The organism is Streptomyces bottropensis ATCC 25435 (genome assembly GCF_000383595.1).
Classification (GTDB): domain Bacteria; phylum Actinomycetota; class Actinomycetes; order Streptomycetales; family Streptomycetaceae; genus Streptomyces; species Streptomyces bottropensis.
The window spans coordinates 7098955-7119900 of record NZ_KB911581.1 but is presented as its reverse complement, the minus strand read 5'-3'; the positions used below and the strand labels follow the sequence as shown (position 1 = coordinate 7119900).

Here is a 20946-nt window from a genome sequence, read left to right as displayed (position 1 = left end):
CACATGGCTCGTTTCACGTCATTTCAGAGCGATATCCGGACATCAGATGCCGTGCCGTGTCGACAGCATCGCGTATCTCGAACAGAAACGTCGGTTTTCCCGCGAACTCCCTTTCCGTGAACAAAGCATGCGGAAGTCGAGCGCCGATCGCCGCGAAGTCGCCGTCGAACAAAGAGAGATCCGGATACTCGATCCAATTGCCCTTGTCCTCCACCACACAGCGATACGTCCGGGTGGGCGGCGGCGGGGTCATCCGGTACTCGGCGAGATGGAAGGCGGTGCACACCTCGAAGCCGACCCGCAGCAGCAGCACCTGCGCGCCCGCCTCGTACAGCGCCGCCAACGGGGACCGCTCACCGAGGTGGCAGTACGGGTCGTGGCCGGCGAGAAGCTCCTCGGCCCGGCGTCCGATCGCGGCGAACGAGGTCTGTGGATGCGCGCTGCGCACCGCCCCGGGAGTGGTCCGCACACACTCGGCGAGCGCGCCCATGGTGGGACAGGGGGTGGCGTTCGGTTCGAACGGGGGCATCGACGCGCGGAACTCGGCCTTCTCCCGCTCGGTCATCCCCTCGGTACGGCGGTGATGGGCGGGGGAGGTGTCGGAGTTCTCCGGGGTGAAGGCGGGGACGACGAGTGTCCCGTCGCGGCCGAGCGTGTCCAGCAGGGCGTTGCGTACCTCGGTGGGGCTCCATCCGGTGCCGCGCAACGAGGAGTGGACCATGAGGACACCACCGGGCCGGACACCGATGCCGGCGAGCGCGTCGCGCGGCCGAGTCGCGTCAGCCATGCGCCACCGCCAGTTCCGCTCGCAGCTCGTCGACCAGGTGCAGCCCGCTCGACGTGAGGTGACGGCCCGAGGAGGTGGAGACGAGCCTGTCCAGGGCGTCCTCCGCCTGTCGGCGCAGCGACGCGGCGGTGTCGCGCGGGGCCGCGGCGAGCCCTGCCACGCACTCGCTCGCCTCGTCGAGCAACCGCCCGGCGTCACTGCCCGGCACGCACAGATCCGTGACCTCCCGCAGGGCCGCGAGCCTGGATCTGCGCCCCAGCAGCGGCAGTTCCCGCACGAACGCGTCCGGCTCGAAGTCGACGGCCACACCGAGCGCGCCGAACGCGTGGGCGCCGAGCCGTAGTCCGCAGCCCGGGGCGAGCGGGGTGATCGTGGTCACGACGAGTGCGTCGGCGGCCTTGCGCCAGCCGGGCTCCCGCGAGTCCAGCGCCTCGTGGGCCGCCTGCAGCCGCTTCACGAAGAGGGCCAGGTCGCTCGGAGCCAGGGGGTCCGTGACCGGCGCCTCGAAGCGGTCGCGGGAGGGATCGGCGTCGTCGAGGAGCAGCGCCGGTCCGTCGAGGAGTTCCACCGTCTCCGACGGCCGCCACTCGGCGGTGAGTTCCTTGCCGTCGTCCCCCGTGCCGTGCACCTGGAGACCGTTCGCCGTGCTCACGCACTCGACCCGTCCGGGGCCCGACAGCCGCACGGTGCCGAGGGTGGGCAGGTGGAGGTCCGGGCCGGGCTGCCGCCAGGCGAGGGCGGCCTCCGCGCCCGCCGACACGGCGCCCGCCGTGACGGCCGCCAGCAGTCGGGGGAGGTCCGCGGGGCCGTCCAGCGAGCGGCGCAGCACGGTCCGCAGATACGGGTGGGCGAGGACGGTGTTGAGGTGCGCGGCGGTGGCGCCGTCGGCGTCCAGCCGGACCAGCACCCGCCAGGCCGCGTCCCAGTCGGGGTCGCCCGCCAGCCGCGCGTTGACCCGGGCCAGCAGGTCCCGGTCCAACCGCAGTTGCGCCAGCCGCAGTTCCTCGGCGTCGGTGACCGCCGGGTGGAGCGCGTGGTCGGTGATCCGCTCCGCGATGCCCTCCACCAGGCCCCGCAGGTCGGCGCAGAACACCGAAGGGTTGTCGAAGCCCTTCTCCGCGCTGTGGCGATGAGCGTAGAGGCCGCCGCCGCAGGACTCCACGACCGGGCAGCGGCGGCAGGTGTCGCTGATGCCGGCGATGCCCAGCTGGCGGGCCCGGACACCGGGATGCTCGGCGAACTCCGCGAAACCGTGCCGGAAGACGTCGTAGCCGGTCGCCGGGGCACCCTCGTACGCCGTCTTGAGCGAGTCCGCCTGCTCGAAGGTGCCGTCGGTCTCGATCACGGCCAGGTCGGACGGCGCGAGCCCCAGTGCCTCGGTGAGACTGGGGCCGCCGCGCAGCGTGCTGAGCACCGACTCGAAGGTGCGCACCGGCATGGGGCGCCCCTGTTCCTCCCACCGGTCGAAGACCCTCAGGAGCCAGTCGGCGTAGGGCGTCGGCGGTCCGCCGGCTTGCTGACCGAGGGGCGGGAAGTCCCAGGTGGAGTGGGGGAGCAGGTAGTCGATCCGGGGCGGATCGAGCGAGGTCAGCGCGTCGTGCACGGCGACCGGGTCGTTGGCCACGTCCACCGTGCACAGAAGGCCCTGGTACAGATGCCGGTGTTCGGGGAGGCGGAGGAGTTCGATCGCCCGCAGGACCCGGTCGTAGCTGCTGCGGCCCCGACGGTCGAGCCGGTGGCGGTCGTTGGCGACACGGTCGCCGTCGAGCGAGACCCCCACCTTTACCCGGAATTCGTCGAAGATCTGCAAATGATCTCTGTTCAACCGTACGGCGTTGGTGTGAATACGCAGATCGAGGGCGGTGACCGGGGCGAGGGCGCGGGTGAGTTCCGCGCAGATTCGCCGGAGCCGAGCCGGTCCGGCAAGGAGCGGTTCACCGCCGTGCAGAATGACGGTGACGGAATCCAGATTTCTCGCCAGCACGTACTCGGTGAGGCGTCGGGCCACTTGGACGACGGTTTCCTCGGAGATGACGGTCGGCCGCGAACGCCATGACTGGTCGGAGGCCTCATACACGTAACAGTGGTCGCACGCCAGGTCGCACCGACTGTGGATCTTGAGTACCAGTTGCTGGATCGCGGGGTCCCTCACTTCGGCAGTGTAAGCCCTCGCGCCATCCGGGGAAGACATGACGACGGGGCCCAACTTCCTTGATCAACAAGGAGGTTGAGGCCCCGGCCGGCCCGTGTCAGATGCTGGAGGTGAAGCCCTGCCTGGCGAGGTCCAGGTCGCGCGCGTCCGTCACCCGTCCGGTGGAACGCTGGGTACGGGGCTCGTGTGCGGCGACCGTCGCGAGCGGGGTGAGCCTCCTGTGGGCCGACCGGGTGGTGTCCGATCCACGTGCCGTCTTCGTGAGGGAAAGGTTCATCGTCGCTCCAGTTCGAAAAAAGGGACGCTGTCATCGGTCCCTTGCTGACGAGATCCTTTTGGTCGAGGCTCGGACATGAGGGGGGACGACAGACTACAGACGTGCGCGTTTCTATCATGCGCCGACAGGTGTTCGCTGCGCGATATGAGCGGGAGGCGGCCTGGCGCGAATTCAAGATTGACGAGAGCATGACCGTTCCGTCGACTTCGGCATCCGTACGAGGTGTGCATGGCTGCGACGCCCGGCCCCAGCACCACGGTGAGTGATCGAGACCTGTCCCCGTTGTTCCATGTGTGCGACGAGAAGGCGGTGGCCCATCAGGGGGAATCCTTCAAGGTCGTCCGCACGCAGCTGGTCGTGCTGCTGCTCGCCACCGCGACCGCTTCCCTGGCCGAGCGGATGGGCAGCCGGGTGCCGTCGGCCGTGGCGGCCGTGCTGTACGCCCTGACGATGGGCATCGGGGTCTACGCGTCCCGTCGTCGTGCCCGGGTGCAGTGGCAGGCGCATCGGGCGGCGGCCGAGGTGGTCAAGTCGCTGGCCTGGCAGTTCATGGTGCATGGCGGGCCGTTCCCCTCACGGCTCGTCAATCCCGAGGCGCTGTTCGCGGAGCGGCTGGAGGAACGGCTCAGCGAGCTGCGCAAGGTCGGGTGGGACGACCCCCGGGAGGCCGTCACCGAACTCGGGCTCGGGCAGATCACGCCCATGATGCGCGCGGTCCGCGCCAAGCCGTTCGCGGCGCGGCGCGACATCTATCTCCGCGACCGCGTCCTGGAACAGCTCTCCTGGTACGGCAACAGCGCCGGGGAGGCGCATCGCTCGTCCGTGCGATGGTCGGGCATGACGACCTTTCTGACGCTGCTGGCGCTGGTCACCGCCGTGTTGCGGGCCCTGGGGACGATCGACGGCCGCTGGGACCCCACCGGGGTGCTGAGCGCCGCGGCCGCCGCGGGCGTCGCCTGGCAGGAGGTCCGGCGGCACCGGCCGCTGACGTACGCGCACAAGCTCGTCGAACAGGACCTGGACACCCTGCGCGTCGCCATGAGCACCACGGTCGGTGAGGACGGCTGGGCCGACGCGGTCGCGGAGGCGGAGCGGGTCGTCTCGCCCCAGCACACGGACTGGCTGGTGCGGTTCGGGTCCTGACCGCCACGGCGAGGCGGCGAACGGGACGGGAGGCGGGAGGGGAGACGGGACGTCAGGCGCGGCGTACGCCCGGGCTCCACAGCACCGTCACCGGGACGCACGTGAGGCGGGCGTAGTCGACGATGTCGGCCGTCCCGCCGAGGCCACGGGGCGGGTCGCCGTCCCAGACGGCGATCAGGCGGTCGGCGTGGTCGACGATGTAGCGGCCGGCCGCGTGGTACGCCTCCTCGTGGGTGCGTTCGCGCGGCAGTTCGACGCGTTCGCCGCAGCACTTCAGGAGCCGGCGGTAGGCGGCCCTGACCTCGTCGTCGCCGAGGTGGGCCTCGTAGTCCATACCGGGGATCACGGCGGTCAGCTGCAGGCCGCTCTCCAGGGCGATCTCCGCGAAGAGCTGGTCGGCGCCGGCGGCGAGGCTGCTGAGGGCCCGGGTGGTGGCGGGGCGGCCCCCCAACTCCGCCCGCAGGCCCGCGCGGACGGCGGGGAGGGCGGCGTCCGGGATCTCGCGGTGTCCGGTGATACCGATCCGGGTCACGTGGCCTGGCATCCGAGCGCTCACCTCCGTGGCCGCGTTCCTCCGAGTAACCCTAGCGTCGGACGGCGTCCGCGAGAACGACACGTACGGGCGTTCGGTGGGGCTCACGGGGGCGACCGCCGGGCGACCGCCGTGGCGCCGACCGCCCTCGCGCGCTCCGCGTGCTGCGGCTGGTGGGAATGTTCGGCGGGATGGCCGTAGACGTGTCCGCCGGGTGCCGAGCGGTGGCGGCACGATGGCACGGCGGGGCGGCCGTGCGCCGGTCGCGCCTGTCTGCCGTCAGTCGCCCACCGGGTCCAGGCTGATGGGGGCGATACGGCCGTCCAGCATGGCACCGATGCCGAGGGCGGCGCAGACGTCGGGGCGTTCGGCGATGTTGACCGGCATGCCGGTGGCGTGCCGGAGCATCTGGTCGAAGCCGGGGAGGAGGGCACTGCCGCCGACCATCATGATGCCGCGGTCGGCGAGGTCGGCCACCAGGTCGGGCGGGCAGTCGCGCAGCACCTTGCCGATGCCGTCGACCACCGCGGTGAGCGGGGTCTGGATGGCGTCGCGCACGGCCGCGGTGTCCACCTGGACGGAGCGCGCCAGCCCGGTCGCCACGTCGAGGCCGTGGATCTCGGTGGAGGCGGGACCGTGCGGGGTGAGGCCGTTGCCGGAGAGGGCGAGCTGGAGCGGTCGTACGGACTGGCTGGGCAGCGTCAGTTCGTGGCGCAGCCGCAGGTGCTGCACGATCGCGTGGTCGATGGCCTCACCGCCGACGGGGATGCGTACGGCGCTGACGACCGAACCGAGGGAGAGGACGGCCAGCTCGGTGGCCCCCGCACCGCAGACCATGATCATCGTGGCCTCGGGCTGCTCGACGGGCAGCCCGCAGCCCACGGCCGCCGCGATCAGGGTGTCGACCAGCTCCACGCGCCGGGCCCCGAGGCCCACCAGGGTCTCGATCGTGGCGCGCTGGGCGAGCGGGTCCGCGTCGTGCGGGGTGCAGGCGGCCGCGCGCAGGACGGGCTTGCGGCGCAGGTTGCGGCGGACCCGGTCGCCCAGCAGCTGACGCAGCATCCGTTGGGCCATCTCGATGTCGACCACCGTGCCGCTGGCGACGGGCCGGACCACCCGGATGTAGTCGGGCGTACGGCCCATCATCTTCTCGGCGAACTCCCCGACGGCGATCAGCGCGCCCGTCCGGGTGTTCACGGCGGCCACGCTCGGCTGGTCCACCACCAGGCCCGCGCCCTTCACGTACACGCGGGTCCGCGCGGCTCCCAGATCGACGCCGAAGTGGCAGCGGCGCAGCTGCTCCAGACTGGCGGTCATCGCGGTCATTGCGGATCCTCCCGAGAGCACGGACCGAGCGGGCCGCCACCGGTCGGCGGTTCCCTGGTTCCCTTGCATCGTGCGCGGGCCGGCGCCGGACTGCCCGCTGGGGTGGGCCGGGTGGGGTGCCGCTGGACGGGTGGTTCGGGTGACGGCAGGTCAGGCGGCGAGGGCCCGGCAGTAGCGGGAGGACGGGCCGGAAAGGGGTGTGAGCGGGGTGGGGTCGGCCGGGGGCCCGTCAGTCGGGTGGGCGCGTCGTCGCGGGTTCGGCTCCCTCCCGTGCTAGCTCCCCCACGACCCCCCGCACCACCCCCAGCTCCACCAGGTCCTGGGGGCGCACGCGCAGTTCGTCCGCCGTCGCCCGCACCAGTTCCTCCGGCCGCTTGAGGATGGCGGCCGCCAGTTCCGGCGCGATCACCGAGAAGTAGCTGTCCGGGGTGGCCCAGGTGTTGCCGGGGGCGGCGAGCGCGAGGGCGCCGCCGGAGCCGCCCTCGCCGATCAGGAGGGTGGTGAGGGGGGTGCGGGCGGTGGCGACGGCGGTGAAGAGGTCGGCGATGGCGGGGCCCGCGCCCTCGCGTTCCGCCGCGGCGTCGTTCGCCGCGCCGGGGGTGTCGACGAGGGTCAGGACGGGGATGCCGAGGCGGTCGGCGAGACGGATCAGACGGGCGGCGGTGCGATAGCCCGCCGGGCGCGTCGCGGTGCCGCACTGGGCCGCGTAGGCGACGGTACGGCCCTCGTGGGCACCGAAGCCGCACAGCATGCCGGGGTCGGTGCCGCCGGCGCGGTCCCCTTGCAAGGGGACTCGACGGGTGAAGTAGGTGTCCAAGTAGGTCTCGGCGCGGGCGCGTAGGGGAGAGCGGGCGCGTTGTACGGCTTCCCAGCCGGTGGTGGGGAGGGGTGCCTTCGGGGGCGGGGGGTTCGGCTGGACGGCGGCTACGGGTGGGTGGGGGCTGGTCGCGCGGTTCCCCGCGCCCCTGGCAGGCCCGCGGCCCTCGGGGAGGGCGTGGGGCGGAGGTGCCGGGGTGGTGGAGGGGGTGGTCAGAAGGGTCAGGTAGAGGGTGAGGACGCGGCGTAGGGCCGTCGGGGGGACCACCGCGTCGATCGAACCCGCCGCGAGCTGGGACTCCGCCGTGTACGCCGTCGGGTCCGCCTCGGGCGGGCGTACCCGGGAGCCCGCGAAACCGACCTGGGCGTCGGGGAGGGCGAGGACGATGTCGGCGCCCGCACCGAGCGTGGCCCAGCCGCCGCCCGTCGTGGGGTCACGGAGCACCGCGATCCGGGGCAGCCCGGCAGCCGCCGTCAGCGCCGACTCGCGTGCCACGCGCTGGAGCTGGCTGAGGGCGCGCATGCCCTCCTGCATACGGCTGCCGCCGGTGGCGACCAGGGAGACGACCGGGAGGCGGTGCGCGCGGGCGTGGGCGTACGCCGCCTGAAGACGGTCGCCGGTCCGTTCGCCGAGCGAGCCGCCGAGGAAGCCGAACTCGAAGGAGATCAGCACGGCCGCCGTACCGCCGATCACCGCCCGCCCCCACACCACCGACTCCTCCTCGCCGGTGCGCTCGGCGGCGCGGGCGCGGGAGGTGTCGTAGCCGTGCCAGGCGAGCGGGCCGTCGGGGGCGTACTCCCGCTCGGGCGTGGGGAGTTCGGTGAAGTCGTCGGTCAGGGAGGCGAGGGCCTCGCGGGCCGTCACGCGCCGCTCACTCATCCGTCTTCAGCGCCCGCTTCATGATCTTGCCCATGTCGTTGCGGGGCAGGGCGGAGAGGTAGTGGACCCGTCGGGGGCGCTTGTGGGGGGACAGGTGGGTGGCCACATGGGCCGCCAACTCGCCGGCCGGGGGCGGGGACTGGGGATCCGCCGGGACGATCCAGGCGACGACGCGCTCGCCGAGGTCGGGGTCCGGTTCGCCGGTGACGGCGGCTTCGCGTACCCCCGGGTGTTCCAGCAGGGCGTTCTCGATCTCGCCCGCGCCGATCTTGTAACCGCCGCTCTTGATGAGGTCGGTGGCCTTGCGGCCGACGATGCGTACGTAGCCGTCGGGGTCGCGGACGGCCATGTCGCCGGTGCGGAACCAGCCGTCGGGGGCGAACGCGGCGGCGGTCGCGTCGGGGCGGTTGAGGTACTCGGTGAAGAGGTTGGGGCCGCGCACCTGGATCTCGCCGACCGACTCGCCGTCGTACGCGGTGAGCGGGGTGCCGTCCTCCTCGACCAGCCGCAACTCCACGCCCGGCAGCGGGAGTCCGACCGTGCCGGCGCGCGCCTCGCCGTCCGCGCGGACGCTCGTGTTCATGAGGGTCTCCGTCATGCCGTACCGCTCGATCACCCGGCGTCCGGTGGCCGCCGCGATCCGTTCGTGGTCGTGCACCGGCAGCGCGGCCGAGCCGGAGACCAGGAGGCGGGCGCCGCCGAGCGCCTTCGCCAGCTCCGGGTCGGTGGGCAGGGTCTCCGCGATGCGGTGGTACATCGTGGGGACCCCGAACAGCATCGTCGCGCCGGCCGACAGCTCCCGGGCCACCGCGGCCGTGTCGAACCTGCCGAGGTGGCGGACCGCGCCGCCGCGCCGCAGCGGGCCCAGGACGCCCAGGATCAGGCCGTGGACGTGGAAGAGGGGAAGGGCGTGGACCAGGACGTCGTCGGCGGTCCACTGCCAGGCGTCGGCCAGCGCGTCCAGGGTGGTCGTGACGGCCCGGCGGGGGATGACGGCGCCCTTGGGCGGGCCGGTGGTGCCGGAGGTGTAGACGACGAGGGCCGCGTCTTCCTCGGCGGCCGGCTCCTTGGCCGGGGCGGGCCGGCCGCCCGCACCGTTCGCCTCGGCCTCGACATCGGCCTCCACCTCGACATCGATGCGTGGCAACCGGCTGAGCGGGGACGGGAGTTCGTCGTTCGGTGCGGCGAGGACGAGTGACGGTGCGCTGTCGCCGAGGATGTGGCCGAGTTCCTTCTCCCCGGACTTGGGGTTCAGGGGTACTGCGGGTACGCCGGCCCGTAGCGCCGCCACCACGGCCACGGCGGTCTCCAGCGTGGGGGTCGCCCAGACGGCGACCCGGCCGGCGCCCCGCAGGCGCTCCGCCAGGAGGTCGGTGACGGCCGCGAGTTCCGCGTACGTCAGAGACCGGTCGCCGAAGCGCAGGGCGGGGCGCCCGGAGGTCCGGGCTTCGCCGGTGAGGGCCGGGAAGAGAGGGGACACGTCTCGTACTCCTTGGTTGTCGTCGTCCGGGGACCGCTACCGCACAGGTGACTACCCGAACCCCGGGACCACCAGCACCAGCCACACCACCGCGGGCACGACCGCCACCACGATCCCTCCGTAGACCATCAACTGGCGGAAGAAACGCTCGCGGTCCACGTCCGGTGCCGCGGCCAGGACCAGCGCGCCGTTCGTGGAGAAGGGACTCACGTCCACGACCGTCGCGGACACGGCGAGCGCCGCGATCATGCCGACCGCGCCGATCTCGCCCTGCGCCAGGAACGGTACGGCCAGGGGGATCAGGGCGCCCATGATGCCCACGGAGGAGGCGAAGGCGGACACGATCGCGCCGATGTAGCAGAGCAGCACGGCGGCGAGGAGAGGGACGCCGATGCCGCCGACGCCCTCGCCGGCCCAGGTGATGGTGCCCATCTCGTCGAGGACGCCCACATAGGTCAGGACCCCGCAGATGAGGAGGACCGTGGACCAGGCGATCTGGCCCACCGCCTTGCGGCTGTCGTCCGGCCAGAGCGCGCTGAGGACGGCGGCGAGGGTCACCGCGGTGAGGCCCGCGTCCAGGTCGAAGGCGAGGACCGCGACGACCAGGACGGCGAGGGAGGCGAGCGTGGCGATGCGGGCGGGGGTGAGGACCGCCTCGGTGCCCGCCGTGGGGGCTGTTCCGGTGCCCGCCGCGGGAGCGGGCCGGGTGCCCACCGCGGGAGCGGGCTGTGTGCCCACGGTGAGGCCGGTCGCGGGACCGGGCTGCGTGCCCGCCGCCGGGCCGGTCGCGGGGGCGACCTGTGTCTGCGTCGCGGGGGCGGCCTCGGGGCGCTCGGGGTCGGGTGCGGGTTCGGCCGGGGGCCGCTTCCACAGCTTCAGGCCGCCGAACAGCACGAACACCACGCCCGCGATGACGAGGTTGGCGATCAGGGAGATCAGGAAGAGGGCTGTCGCGTTGCCCGGGAGGTTCTCGCGTTCGACGATGCCGTTGACGATCGTGCCGTAGATGCTGATCGGGGAGAAGCCACCGCCCTGGGCCCCGTGGACGACCATCGCGCCCATCAGCAGGGGGCTGATGCCGTACCGCGAGGCGAAGCTGAGCGCGATGGGGGCGACGATCGCGACCGCCGCCGGGCTGACCGCGCCGATCGCCGTGAGTGCGCCGGTGACGAAGAACATCACCCAGGGGATCAGCGCCACCCGGCCCCGCACGAGCCGGATCGAGGCGTGCACGAGCCAGTCGGTGGTGCCGTTGGAGCGCGCGATCGCGAAGAGGTAGGTGACGCCGACGAGGACGACGAACAGGTCTCCGGGGAAGCCGGCGAAGATGCCGTCCGCGTCGAGGTCGGCGACCAGTTCGCCCACCCCGAAGGCGGCGGCGAAGGCGAGCGCGCCCATGTTCACGGAACGGGTCGTGGCGATGACGAACACCACGGCGAGGACGAGGATCGAGATGAGTTCGGGGGACATGCGGGCTCCCGTCGTTGGGTCCCGGAAACACAGGGGCTGAGCAAGCGGGGCGAGTGGGGGAGTGGACGAGTGGCTGAGCCACTCGCGGTGGGGCCAGCGTGGGGGCGTACGACGGTGGCGTCAAGGGGTCGCGCGGAAATTGGCTCAGCCACTCGGCCACCGGGCCACTGGCGCCCGCCGGTGTTACGCTCCCGGCGAGCGATGCCGGACCAGAGGGGGACCCGTGAGCGACGCCCTGCGCCCCATGGCCAAGCAGCGGCTCTACGAGCAGGTCCTGGACCGGTTGCGTCAGTACGTCGCCGAGGGCGGTCTGAGGGCGGGGGACCGGCTGCCGCCCGAGCGGGACCTGGCCCAGCGGCTGGGGGTGAGCCGGGCCTCGGTCAAGCAGGCCATCGTGGTGCTGGAGGTCCAGGGTCTGGTGGAGGCACGGCACGGCGGTGGCACGTATCTCGTGCGGGACAGCCTCGACGTCGAGCCCGTCGAGGACATGGTCGAACGGCGCCGACGGCTGCCCGATGTGCTGGAGGCCCGCGAGGCGCTGGAGACGAAGCTCGCCGAACTGGCCGCCGAGCGCCGTACGGAGGACGACCTGGCCGCGATGCGGGACGCGCTCACGCACATGGCCGGGGAGATCGAGCACGACGGGCACGGCATCGAGGGCGACCGGCTGTTCCACGCGGCGGTCACGGCGGCCGCGCACAGCAGTCTGCTCGCCGAGTTCATGCGGTCCATCGCCGACCAGATCGCCGAGAGCCGCACCGAGTCCCTGCGCCAGCCGGGCCGCCCCGACCGTTCCCTCGCCCAGCACCGGGCCATCCTCGACGCCATCGCCGCCGAGCAGCCCTCACAGGCCGCCGCGGCGATGCGGCGCCATGTGCGGACGGTCGCCAAGGTCCGCCTGCTGGACTGGGACCCGGGGGACCCGGCGCCCTGAGCCCGGCCCCCGCGCCCCTGTCGGTGGTGGTCGGTACAGTCGGCCGCCGGGAAGCGGGCGGGCGGATGTGCACGGGGAATGCGGGGCCGGGGTGCGGGAGTTCGCGGGGGAGTTCGAGACCCACCTGACGGTGGTGATCGGGGACGAGTCCCGGGGCGGGGGCGAGGGGCGCGTACGTCGGTGGGCGCGGCGCCACCGGGTCAAGTACACACGGATCGTGCTCGACCGGGGCGCGACGCCCGACCAGCCGATGCTGACGGTGCGCGGCGAGGGCTCCCTGTCGGCGCGGCGCGCGGCCGCGTCCGAGTGGGTCGAGCGGCTGGGCACCGAGGGGTTCGGGGTGGCCCGGGTGAAGATCGAGGCGGCCCCCTGGAACGAGGACGTGCCGCTGACGGCCGCCGAGGCCCGCGCCCTGCCTCCCGGCTGCTACTTCGAACACCATGTCAAGCTCGCCCTCGCCGACGACCGCGAGGTCGGACGGGTGCGCGCCCTCGCCGAGCGGCACGCGGCCCATGTCTCGCGCAACGCCCGCCGTGCGGTGGGCGGTCGTGGCGGGCGCGGTCATGAGCGGTTCGTCACCCAGCGCTGCCGTGACGTGGGCCGCCCCGAGGCCCGCCGCCGTCTGGACGCCCTCCTCGACGCGCTCGCGGAGGCGGGGTTCGAGGCCGTGGAGGTGGAGGAGGAGTTCGTCGTGCACGACGACCGCCCGGACCTGGACAGCGGGTGGATCGACGAGGGGGCGGCAGGGCGGGCGGACCTGCGCACGACGGCGCGGGGGGATCTGCGGACGGACGTGCGGGCGGAGACCTCGTGACCTCGTCCGAGCGGTGGCGGGCCGCCCACCGGGCCGTGCTCGACCACCTGGTCCGGCTCGTCGCCGACTCGCCCCTGGGGAACGACCTGGTGCTGCGCGGGAGCATGGTGATGCCGGCGTGGGTGGGGGAGAGGGCGCGGGAGCCCGCCGACCTCGACTGGATCGTCCCCCGGCCGCTGCTGGTCCCGGTGGACGCCGCGCACCCCTATCCGTACGTGGAGGGGCTGGAGGCCGTACAGCAGTGGCCGGAGGCGGCCGACGGCGCCGGGCGGTACGAGATGTGGACGTTCGAGGAGTTCGACACCCAGGGCCTGCGGCCGGCGGTCCCGCCCGAGGGGCTGCACTGGGTGGTCGAGGCGGAGCCGGAGGAACACCCGCCGCACCTCGCGGTGCTCGACCTGGCGCGTCAGCGTCCGGTGGCCGCGACGGGGGTGGTGCTCGACGCGTCCGCCGCCCGCCCCGACGGCACCTGGACCTACACGCAGTACGAGACCCCCGGCACCCGCCTGACCATCCCCTGGGCGGCGGAAGGCCTCCCGCCCGGCGAGGCGCGGCTGGACTTCGCCCGCGACGAGAGGCTCCCCGAGCCGCCCGTGTGGACGGCGGTACCCCGCGGCGACGGCTCCGGCCGCACCGTCGTCCGCACCCCCGGCCCCGGCCTGTCCCTCGCCTGGAAACTCCTGTGGCTGCACACCGACTGCGCCACCGAGGGCCGCGCCCGGGCCAAGGACCTCCACGACGCCGTCCTCCTCGCGGAGGCGGACGTCACCGAACTGTCCCCGCGGCTGCTGCGCGAGGTCTTCCGCCACGGCCCCGGGGACCCGGCGGTCGCGGACACCTCACGCCTGGACGTGGTCGCACCGGACCCCGCCGACTGGACGGACTTCCGCGCCGCCCATCCGCGGGTGCGGGGCACGGCGGAGGAGTGGCTCGAACGCCTGGACAGGGCGCTGGAGGCGATGCCGCGGCGGGCGGCCCGGCGGGCCGGGCCGTAGGACTTCCCGCGGTCCTCGTCACCCCCGGCGCGTCCCGTCCCCCTCCCGCACCACGTCCGCCACCACGCAGCTCACGTTGTCCGGGCCGCCCGCCCGGTTCGCCTCGGAGACGAGGGCGTGCGCGGCGGCCTCCGGGTCCGGGGCGGTGGACAGGACGCGCCGGATCTCCGGGTCGGGCACGACCGTCGACAGGCCGTCGGAGCACAGGAGATAGCGGTCGCCGGGGTGGGCGTCGTGCAGGCGCAGGTCGGGGGTGGCGACGGTCTCGCTGTTGGTCAACGCCTTGAGCAGCAGGGCGGGTCGGGGGTGGGTGGTCGCCTCCTCCGGGGTCAGCCGGCCCTCGTCGATCATCGACTGGACGACGGTGTGGTCGTGGGTGATCCGGAACAGCCGCTCCTCGCGCAGCAGATAGGCGCGGGAGTCGCCGATGTGGACGAGGGCGAGCTGGGAGCCGGTCCAGAGCATCGCGGTCAGGGTCGTCCCGTCCTCCCCGGTGCCCGCGATGTCCCGGACGGCGGCGCTCGCGCCCCGCACCGCGTCCTCCAGCAGGTTCAGCACGCCGCCCGCCGGCAGGGTGGCGCGGTCCAGCGTCTTCAGCGCCTCCACGGCGGCCGTGCTCGCGGGGGCACCCGCCGGGCCGAAGCCGTCGGCGACGGCGAGGACGCGGGACCCGGCGTAGGCGGTGTCCTGGTTGGCGGCGCGGACCAGGCCGGTGTCGGAGAGGGCGGCGTAACGGAGTTCCGGCATCGTGGTGTCCTCCTCGGACGGGTGGGTGAGGTGGTGCACGAGGAAGGCCGCCAGATCGCGTCGGGTCGCCGTCTCGGCCTCGACCCCGGCCCAGTACGCCCGGATCTCCCGGGCCGCCGGGCCCGGTTCCAGCGCGCACACCGTACGGATACGGGCCAGCGGCATGCCGAGGCGGCGCAGCCAGGCCACCAGTTGCGCCTGTTCCAACTGCGCGGTGGCGTAGTAGCGGTAGCCGGTGTCGGGGTCGACGTGGGCGGGCCGGAGGAGCTCCAGCTCGTCGTAGAGCCGCAGCGCCTTCGGTGACAGCCGGCACGCCTTCGCGAAGGCCCCGATCGTCAGCATCTCCATGACTCCCCCTGGCTCCCACCGGCCGGCTCTCGGCTCTTTCGGCCCTGACCGTTCCTCGTTCCGCGATCGATGCTGGGGCTTCACCGAAGGGGAAGGTCAAGCGGTGGTGCGGAGCCGTGCCGATCATCCGTTATCTTTTCGTGACTGACTCGGCCACATCCGATCACATGTCGATCACACTCTGAAGGAACATGACCGCCCACCACGCAACACCTTCCGGCAGGCGTACCCGCCGCGGCGGCCCGCCGCGTGTCACCGCGCAGGATTCCGCCAAGGCGACGGCCGCGGGCAGGGAGAGGGGGCCGGGGCGCAGACGCAGAGCCCCCGAGCGGCGCGGGAAAGGACCCCTGTGGGGTGGTCTCGGGGTCGTGGCGGTCCTCGGCGTCGCCGGGTTCGCGGCGGTGAGCTGGATGAACGGCGGCACGCGGGAGGTGGCGGCCGAGGCGGAGCCCACCGCGTCGGCGGAGCCCTCGTCCGAGCGGTCCCGGCGCTCGGCCGACCCCGGCCCGGGGGGCGGCAAGGGTTCCACGGGCGGCAGGAGTTCCGGCGCCGGCGCCCCCCGCAGCCCCTCCTCCTCCCCCCCTTCCTCCTCCGCCGCCGCCTCGCCCGAGACGTCTCCGGACGAGTCGAAGCCCCCGTCCCCGAGCCGCAAGCCGGTGACCATCCCGAGAACCGGGCCCGGGACGTTCGCCACGGCGCCCGGCGGCAGCGGCAAGGTGGGCAAGGGCACGCCCCTGCGCTACCGGGTCGAGGTCGAGAAGGGGCTGTCGCTCTCCCTCGCCGACGTCGCCGACGAGGTGGAACGCGTCCTGGCCGACCCGCGCGGCTGGACGGCCGGCGGCGACCACGCCTTCCAGCGGGTCTCCGGCGGCACGTTCGACTTCGTCGTCAAGGTGGCGACCCCCGGTACCGTCGACGACGTCTGCGGCACGGGCGGGCTGGACACCGGCGGCGAGTTCAACTGCAACGTGAACGACAAGGTCATGGTCAACCTCGAACGCTGGGAACTGGCGACCCCCGTCTACGCCAAGGACGTCGAGGCCTACCGCGCCCTGATCATCAACCACGAGGTCGGCCACTTCCTCGGCCAGGGCCACGTCGGCTGCCCCGGCGAGGGCGAGCCCGCCCCGGCGATGATGCAGCAGATCAAGGGCATGAACGGCTGCGTCCCCAACGTCTGGCCGTACGACGGCGACGGCCGCTTCCTCACGGGCCCCGCCGTGCCGTGAGCGGGAGAGCGCTCGCGGAAAACCCCCTCCCTCCCCGGCACGCGCGGTTGTTAGCCTGCGCCCATGACCCCCTGGACACCCGCCCGGGGGCCACCCGCAGCCGTCCGAGAATGGAGCCCCCGTGGCCCGCACAGCCGCCCCCCGAATCGCCGTCGCCACCTACGACCCCGGTCCGGGGGCGAGCCACGACCGGGACCTGCCGGTGCTGGTGCGGGCGCTGGGGGAGGCCGGGGCCGAGGCGGCGGCCGTGCACTGGGACGACCCGGCGGCCGACTGGGCCGGGTACGACCTCGTCGTCATCCGGTCCACCTGGGACTACAGCTGGCGCGCGGCCGAGTTCGTGGCCTGGGCGGAGAAGGCGGGCGCGGCCACCCGGCTCGCCAACCCGGCCGGGGTCGTGCGCTGGAACACCGACAAGCGGTACATCGGTGACCTCGCCGCCGCCGGGGTGCCCGTCGTGCCGACGGCCTACCTCGCGCCGGGCGAGCCCGTGGAGCTTCCGCGGACCCACGAGTACGTCGTGAAGCCCACCTCAGGCGCGGGCGCCCGCTTTGCCGCCCGCTACACGCCCGACCAGCGGGACACCGCCGCGGGGCATGTCGAGCGGATGCACGCCGAGGGGCTCACCGCGATGGTGCAGCCGTTCGTGACCAGCATCGACACCGAGGGGGAGCGGGCCCTGCAGTTCTTCGGCGGCCGGCTGCTGCACGCCAGCCGCAAGGGGGCGGTGCTCGCGCCGGGCACCGCCTACGACGCCGACAAGACCCCCCACCCGGACCTGGAACCCTGGACCCCGACCGAGGCCGAACTCGCCGTCGCCGAGCGGGCGCTGGCGGCCGTACCCGGAGAGCCCGAGCTGCTGTACGCGCGCGTCGACCTCGTCACTGGGGAGGACGGGCGGCCGTGCGTGATGGAGTTGGAGCTGGTCGAGCCCAACCTCTTCCTGTGGCTGCACCCCGACTCGCTGCCCCGGGTCGTCGAGGCGATCACGGAGGCGGCGACCACCGGCTGACCCGCGGCACCCGCTCCCGGCCGGGCGAGCCCTCCTCACCCGAAGAGGCGGGAAATCCACGAAGCGCGCGTCCCGCCCGTACCCGCTGCCCACCCTTCGCGGTTACAACAGCGCGTACGGGAACCACATCTGAGGGCGTGAGCGGCATCGTGGGCGGATCGGAGTCGCGGCGCCCGTCCGGTTTCCCGGCGGAGCTGACGAGCTTCGTGGGGCGACGGGACGAGGCCGCTGATGTCAGAAGGCTGTTGGCGGCGGGCAGACTGCTGACCCTGACCGGACCCGGCGGGGTGGGCAAGACCCGGCTCGCCGGACATGTGGCGGGCCAGGTCGCCCGGGCCTTCCCGGACGGCGTCTGGCTCGTGCCCCTGGCCGCCTTGAGCGACGAGGCGTTCGTCCCGCACGCCGTGAACGACGCGCTCGGCGTACGCAACGAGACCGTACGGCCCCCGCTGGAGATCCTCGTCGACCACCTGCGCGAGCGGCGACTCCTCATCGTGCTCGACAACTGTGAGCACCTGCTACGCAGTTGCGCGGTCCTCGCCCAGGCCGTCCTGGCGGCCACGGAGGGCGTACGGATCCTCGCCACCAGCCGACACCGGCTCGGTCTGGCCGGGGAACAGCTCTTCGAGGTGCCGCCGCTGCCCGCGCCCGCGCCGGAGGAGCTGACTCCGTCGGCGGTCGACTCCTTCCCCGCGCTCAGACTGTTCGCCGACCGGGCCGCGGCCGTGGTCCCCGGCTTCACCGTCGGCGAGGCGAACCAGCGGGCGGTGGCCCGCCTCTGCCGTCGCCTCGACGGACTGCCGCTCGCCATCGAACTGGCGGCGGTCCGGGTGCGCGCCCTCGGCGTGGACCAGCTCGTCGAACGCCTCGACGACCGCTACCAGCTCCTCACCTGCGGCAGCCCGACCTCCGCGCCCCGCCACCGCACCCTGCGCTCCGCCGTCGACTGGAGCCATGAACTGTGCACCCCGCAGGAGCAGTTGGTGTGGGCGCGGCTGTCGGTGTTCGTCGGCGGCTTCGGCCTCGCCGCCGCCGAGGCCGTCTGCGCCTCCGAGGCCACCCGCGCCGGGGAGGAGATGACGGCGGGCGCCGTCCTGGACGCCGTCGCCGGGCTCGTCGACAAGTCGGTGCTTCTCCGGGAGGACCACGCCGGACAGGTCCGCTACCGGCTGCTGGTCTCCCTGCGCGACTACGGGCTGGAGAAGCTGCACGGCCTCGGTGAGGCGACCGGCACCCGGCGACGCCACCGCGATCACTTCGCCCGTCTCGGCGCCGAGTACGAGCAGGCCTGGTTCGGCCCCGACCAGGCGGAGATCACCGAACGCCTCCGCATCGACCAGGACAACTACCGGGCCGCCCTCGACTTCTGCCTCACCACCCCGGGCGAGGCCCAGCACGGCCTGCGGCTCGCCCCCCGCCTGTGGTTCCACTGGGTCGCGGGCGGCATCTGGGGCGAGGGCCGGCACTGGATGGACGGCGCCCTGCGGGCCGGGGCACGGCCGGACGTGGTGCTGACCCGCGCCATGTGGGCGGGCGCCCTGACCTCGTTGGTCCACAGCCGCTCCGCCGCCGTCCTGGCCGGCCTCGACCCGGTGCGGGCGGCGGCCGCCGCCGACGACGGGGAACTCCCGGTGCCCGCGCCCCCGCCCGTGCCCGCCGGCGCCCTCGCCCCGGGCCGGGCCCGCGTCTCCACCGCCTTCGTCGTCCTCACCCGCGTCGAACTGGCCTGCACCCTCGTCAGCCGGGGCCGGGCCGCGCAGGCCATCCCGCTGTGCGCCGAGGCCGTCGCCCTCTGCGAGGCGCACGGCGAACAGTGGGCCCGCTCCTGGGCACTGCGCACCCTCGCCCTCGCGCACTGGTCGGCCGGGCAGTACGACCGGGCCGCCGAGCAGGCCCGCGCCTGTCTGCGGCTGCCGTACACCGTGCGCCAGCACCAGAGCCTCGCCCGCACCCTCGACCTGCTCGCCGCCGCCGAGGCCCTGGCGGGCGACGCCGAGCGGGCGGGCGTCCTGCGCGGCGCCGTCGACCGCATCTGGCACGACATCGGCGGCAACCCCATGGACGCCCTGGGGCCCGGCCGCCCCCGCGCCGCCGAACAGCACGCCCGCCGCGCCCTCGGCGACCACGCCTACACCCTGGCCCACCGCCGGGGCGGCCGTCTGACCCCGGAGCAGGCGGTGGCGTACGCCCTCGGCGAGCCGGCCCGGCGTCAGGCGCCCGGCGTGCGCGCGGCGGAGGATCCCGCCCCGGCTCCCCGGACGCGGGCCGCCTCCGCCGGGTGCGCGGGGGCCGCCCCGGCCGGGGGACCCGCGGGCGCGGCACCGGAACCGGGTGCCGATCACGTGTGCGCCGACCCCGTCCCCCTCACCCGCCGTGAACTCCAGGTCGCCGCCCTCGTCGCCCAGGGTCGCACCAACCGGCAGATCGCCGATCACCTGGTCATCGCCCGCCGCACCGCCGAGGGCCATGTCGAACGCATCCTCGTGAAGCTCGGCTTCCACAACCGCAGTCAGGTCGCGGCCTGGTTCAGCGCGCGGGCGGGGCTGTAGCGGAGCCCGGCAGGGGCGCGGACAGGGTGACGAGGGTGCCCTGCTCGGTGCCGCGCACCCGGAGGGCGCCGGCGCCCGGCACCGCGCCCGCGATCAGCGCCCCGGCGAGCCGGGGCCCGAGCCCCGTGGGCCGCCCCGCCGCGGGGCCTGGCCCGTACCCCGTCACCTCGCAGCACAACTCGCCCTCATGGGAGCGGAGTTCGACGAGACCGGCGCCGCTTCCGTGCTCCACGGCGTTCGTCGCGATCTCCGCCACGGCCTGCACGAGAACCCCTCGGACGGCGGCGGCGAGACCGGCCCGGACGCAGGCCTCCTCGACGAGCGAGCGCAGCAGCGGGAGATCGGCCGCGCCGAACTCCGTCCGCAGCAGCGGAACCCCGCTCACCCGGCGTCTCCCTCGTCTTCTTCCGCCTCGACGCTGACCAGCAGTTGGGGCACCTCGTCGGCGCCCAGCTGCTCAAGCACCAGCCCCAGCAGCTCGCCGCAGCGCACGGTGACCTCGCTGCCGGCCGGGAGCGACGCGGCGAGGCTGATCAGCTGCCAGGCGCAGTGGGCCTCCATGAAGCACAGGTCACGCAGGTCGAGGACGAGGTGGCTGGGGCCGGCCTCGTCACGGCGTTCCAGCGCATCGCGCAGGGCCTCGACGAACTCCGTGCGGGTGCTCAGCTCGGCGGTGCCGGCGATCCGCCCGCCGTCCGGGGTCTCGGTGACCTCCAGGGCGTCGAGGCGGTCCATGACCCGCAGCGGGTGGACCTTGCCGACGCGGGCCGTCAGGTCGTCGTCGAAGCGCCGGCGGTCGTACCAGCAGATCGCGGTGAACAGCGGATCCGCGAACAGCGGCGCCACGGACGCCTCGTAGTCGAGCAGCCGGTCGTGGCCGACGTTCATCCGGGGCGCCCAGCTCATGTCGGCGGTGACCCGCAGCCCCGTCCAGCCCTCGTCGCAGGCGCGGTCGACCTCGGAGGCGTAGGCGTCGATCGTGCGCCGCTCCCGGAAGCGGCCGTCGGGGGCGTAGATGTCGGTGTTGCGCTTGAGCGACAGCTGACCGTCGGCCCGCGCCGCCACGACCTGCCCGCTGCCCCGGTCCAGCAGCGCGACCACCTCGTCGTCGCTCAGGTCGTCCGGGTCCATGACCAGCAGGACCTTCTCCCCGCGCGCCAGGCTGGTCCGGGTGTAGGCGGTGAACACCTTCCACGGGGACTCCCCGGCATCCTCCAGGTCCCCCGGCCCCATGCACGCGTGATCCCCCAGTCGCAGCCGCTCGACGGGCACGGTTCGCTCCGCGGGGTGCCGGGTCGTCATGGGGCTGCCTCTCCGTGAGATCGCAACGTGAGATCGGAACTCTTCACGGACAGTAGGCCCAGCGGTGTCCCGCACGGCCCGATGATCGCCAATCTTCCGCTTGGGGGTGCTCTTGCGAGCGGTTGGGGAAGAAGGTGATCGACGGTGTGCGTG

18 protein-coding genes are annotated in these 20946 nt (G+C 73.7%); 7 read left to right on the top strand and 11 right to left on the bottom strand.

The features are described from left to right. Nucleotides 1–13: 13 nt before the first annotated feature. The 3 genes from STRBO_RS0131665 to STRBO_RS0131655 all read right to left on the bottom strand — a co-directional run bounded on the left by STRBO_RS0131665 (nucleotide 14) and on the right by STRBO_RS0131655 (nucleotide 3216). On the bottom strand, nucleotides 14–787 hold the full coding sequence (locus STRBO_RS0131665) for an AAC(3) family N-acetyltransferase (protein ID WP_005478917.1): 774 nt from the start codon (nucleotides 785–787) through the stop codon (nucleotides 14–16). Continuing rightward, nucleotides 780–2939: a radical SAM/SPASM protein FxsBH, inactivated beta-hydroxylase extension form gene (gene fxsBH, locus STRBO_RS0131660; RefSeq protein WP_020115380.1), complete on the bottom strand. Its 2160-nt coding sequence runs from the start codon at nucleotides 2937–2939 to the stop codon at nucleotides 780–782. Before fxsBH ends, STRBO_RS0131665 begins: the two co-directional genes overlap by 8 nt. Before the next feature lie 97 nt (nucleotides 2940–3036). After that, on the bottom strand, nucleotides 3037–3216 hold the full coding sequence (locus tag STRBO_RS0131655; RefSeq protein WP_005478914.1) for a hypothetical protein: 180 nt from the start codon (nucleotides 3214–3216) through the stop codon (nucleotides 3037–3039). 228 nt (nucleotides 3217–3444) lie between these two features. Between STRBO_RS0131655 and STRBO_RS0131650 the strand changes: the two genes are divergently transcribed. After that, nucleotides 3445–4359, top strand: a complete 915-nt coding sequence (locus STRBO_RS0131650) for a DUF4231 domain-containing protein (RefSeq protein ID WP_005478910.1) — start codon at nucleotides 3445–3447, stop codon at nucleotides 4357–4359. A 52-nt stretch (nucleotides 4360–4411) separates the two neighbouring features. Here STRBO_RS0131650 and STRBO_RS0131645 read toward each other — a convergent pair whose 3' ends face one another. From STRBO_RS0131645 to STRBO_RS0131625, 5 genes are all read right to left on the bottom strand, one after another. After that, the gene (locus tag STRBO_RS0131645; RefSeq protein WP_202498806.1) at nucleotides 4412–4903 is read right to left on the bottom strand and encodes a hypothetical protein; all 492 of its coding nucleotides are present in this window, start codon (nucleotides 4901–4903) and stop codon (nucleotides 4412–4414) included. Between the two features lie 267 nt (nucleotides 4904–5170). Then, nucleotides 5171–6208 (bottom strand): rod shape-determining protein, encoded by a 1038-nt coding sequence (locus tag STRBO_RS0131640; RefSeq protein ID WP_028796951.1) that lies wholly within the window; start codon nucleotides 6206–6208, stop codon nucleotides 5171–5173. 238 nt (nucleotides 6209–6446) lie between these two features. Further along, nucleotides 6447–7913, bottom strand: a complete 1467-nt coding sequence (locus STRBO_RS0131635) for a carboxyl transferase domain-containing protein (protein WP_005478906.1) — start codon at nucleotides 7911–7913, stop codon at nucleotides 6447–6449. After that, nucleotides 7906–9393 (bottom strand): acyl-CoA synthetase, encoded by a 1488-nt coding sequence (locus STRBO_RS0131630; protein WP_005478900.1) that lies wholly within the window; start codon nucleotides 9391–9393, stop codon nucleotides 7906–7908. Before STRBO_RS0131630 ends, STRBO_RS0131635 begins: the two co-directional genes overlap by 8 nt. Before the next feature lie 51 nt (nucleotides 9394–9444). Next, on the bottom strand, nucleotides 9445–10863 hold the full coding sequence (locus STRBO_RS0131625) for an SLC13 family permease (protein WP_005478899.1): 1419 nt from the start codon (nucleotides 10861–10863) through the stop codon (nucleotides 9445–9447). Nucleotides 10864–11086: 223 nt separating this feature from the next. Between STRBO_RS0131625 and STRBO_RS0131620 the strand changes: the two genes are divergently transcribed. The 3 genes from STRBO_RS0131620 to STRBO_RS0131610 all read left to right on the top strand — a co-directional run bounded on the left by STRBO_RS0131620 (nucleotide 11087) and on the right by STRBO_RS0131610 (nucleotide 13606). Continuing rightward, the gene (locus STRBO_RS0131620; RefSeq protein WP_005478898.1) at nucleotides 11087–11797 is read left to right on the top strand and encodes a FadR/GntR family transcriptional regulator; all 711 of its coding nucleotides are present in this window, start codon (nucleotides 11087–11089) and stop codon (nucleotides 11795–11797) included. A gap of 91 nt (nucleotides 11798–11888) precedes the next feature. Continuing rightward, a complete protein-coding gene (locus tag STRBO_RS0131615) occupies nucleotides 11889–12611 on the top strand; it encodes a hypothetical protein (protein ID WP_005478897.1) in 723 nt (240 codons plus the stop codon). Continuing rightward, complete coding sequence (locus tag STRBO_RS0131610) at nucleotides 12608–13606, top strand: nucleotidyl transferase AbiEii/AbiGii toxin family protein (RefSeq protein WP_005478896.1); 999 nt, start codon at nucleotides 12608–12610, stop codon at nucleotides 13604–13606. Before STRBO_RS0131615 ends, STRBO_RS0131610 begins: the two co-directional genes overlap by 4 nt. 18 nt (nucleotides 13607–13624) lie before the next feature. Here the strand turns inward: STRBO_RS0131610 and STRBO_RS0131605 are convergent, their stop codons facing one another. Further along, nucleotides 13625–14701 (bottom strand): MerR family transcriptional regulator, encoded by a 1077-nt coding sequence (locus tag STRBO_RS0131605; protein WP_005478895.1) that lies wholly within the window; start codon nucleotides 14699–14701, stop codon nucleotides 13625–13627. Nucleotides 14702–15069: 368 nt separating this feature from the next. On the opposite strand from STRBO_RS0131605, the gene STRBO_RS0131600 reads away from it, so the two are divergent. From STRBO_RS0131600 to STRBO_RS0131590, 3 genes are all read left to right on the top strand, one after another. Continuing rightward, nucleotides 15070–15930: a DUF3152 domain-containing protein gene (locus STRBO_RS0131600; RefSeq protein WP_005478894.1), complete on the top strand. Its 861-nt coding sequence runs from the start codon at nucleotides 15070–15072 to the stop codon at nucleotides 15928–15930. Nucleotides 15931–16051: 121 nt separating this feature from the next. Then, nucleotides 16052–16942 carry an ATP-grasp domain-containing protein gene (locus tag STRBO_RS0131595; RefSeq protein ID WP_005478893.1) on the top strand — a complete coding sequence of 297 codons (891 nt, stop codon included), beginning with the start codon at nucleotides 16052–16054 and terminating at the stop codon, nucleotides 16940–16942. Between the two features lie 137 nt (nucleotides 16943–17079). Further along, complete coding sequence (locus STRBO_RS0131590) at nucleotides 17080–19491, top strand: ATP-binding protein (RefSeq protein WP_020115377.1); 2412 nt, start codon at nucleotides 17080–17082, stop codon at nucleotides 19489–19491. Here STRBO_RS0131590 and STRBO_RS0131585 read toward each other — a convergent pair. Beyond that, the gene (locus STRBO_RS0131585) at nucleotides 19469–19876 is read right to left on the bottom strand and encodes an ATP-binding protein (RefSeq protein WP_005478891.1); all 408 of its coding nucleotides are present in this window, start codon (nucleotides 19874–19876) and stop codon (nucleotides 19469–19471) included. The genes STRBO_RS0131590 and STRBO_RS0131585 overlap by 23 nt on opposite strands. Further along, a complete protein-coding gene (locus STRBO_RS0131580) occupies nucleotides 19873–20793 on the bottom strand; it encodes an MEDS domain-containing protein (protein ID WP_005478890.1) in 921 nt (306 codons plus the stop codon). Before STRBO_RS0131580 ends, STRBO_RS0131585 begins: the two co-directional genes overlap by 4 nt. Between the last annotated feature and the right edge of the window lie 153 nt (nucleotides 20794–20946).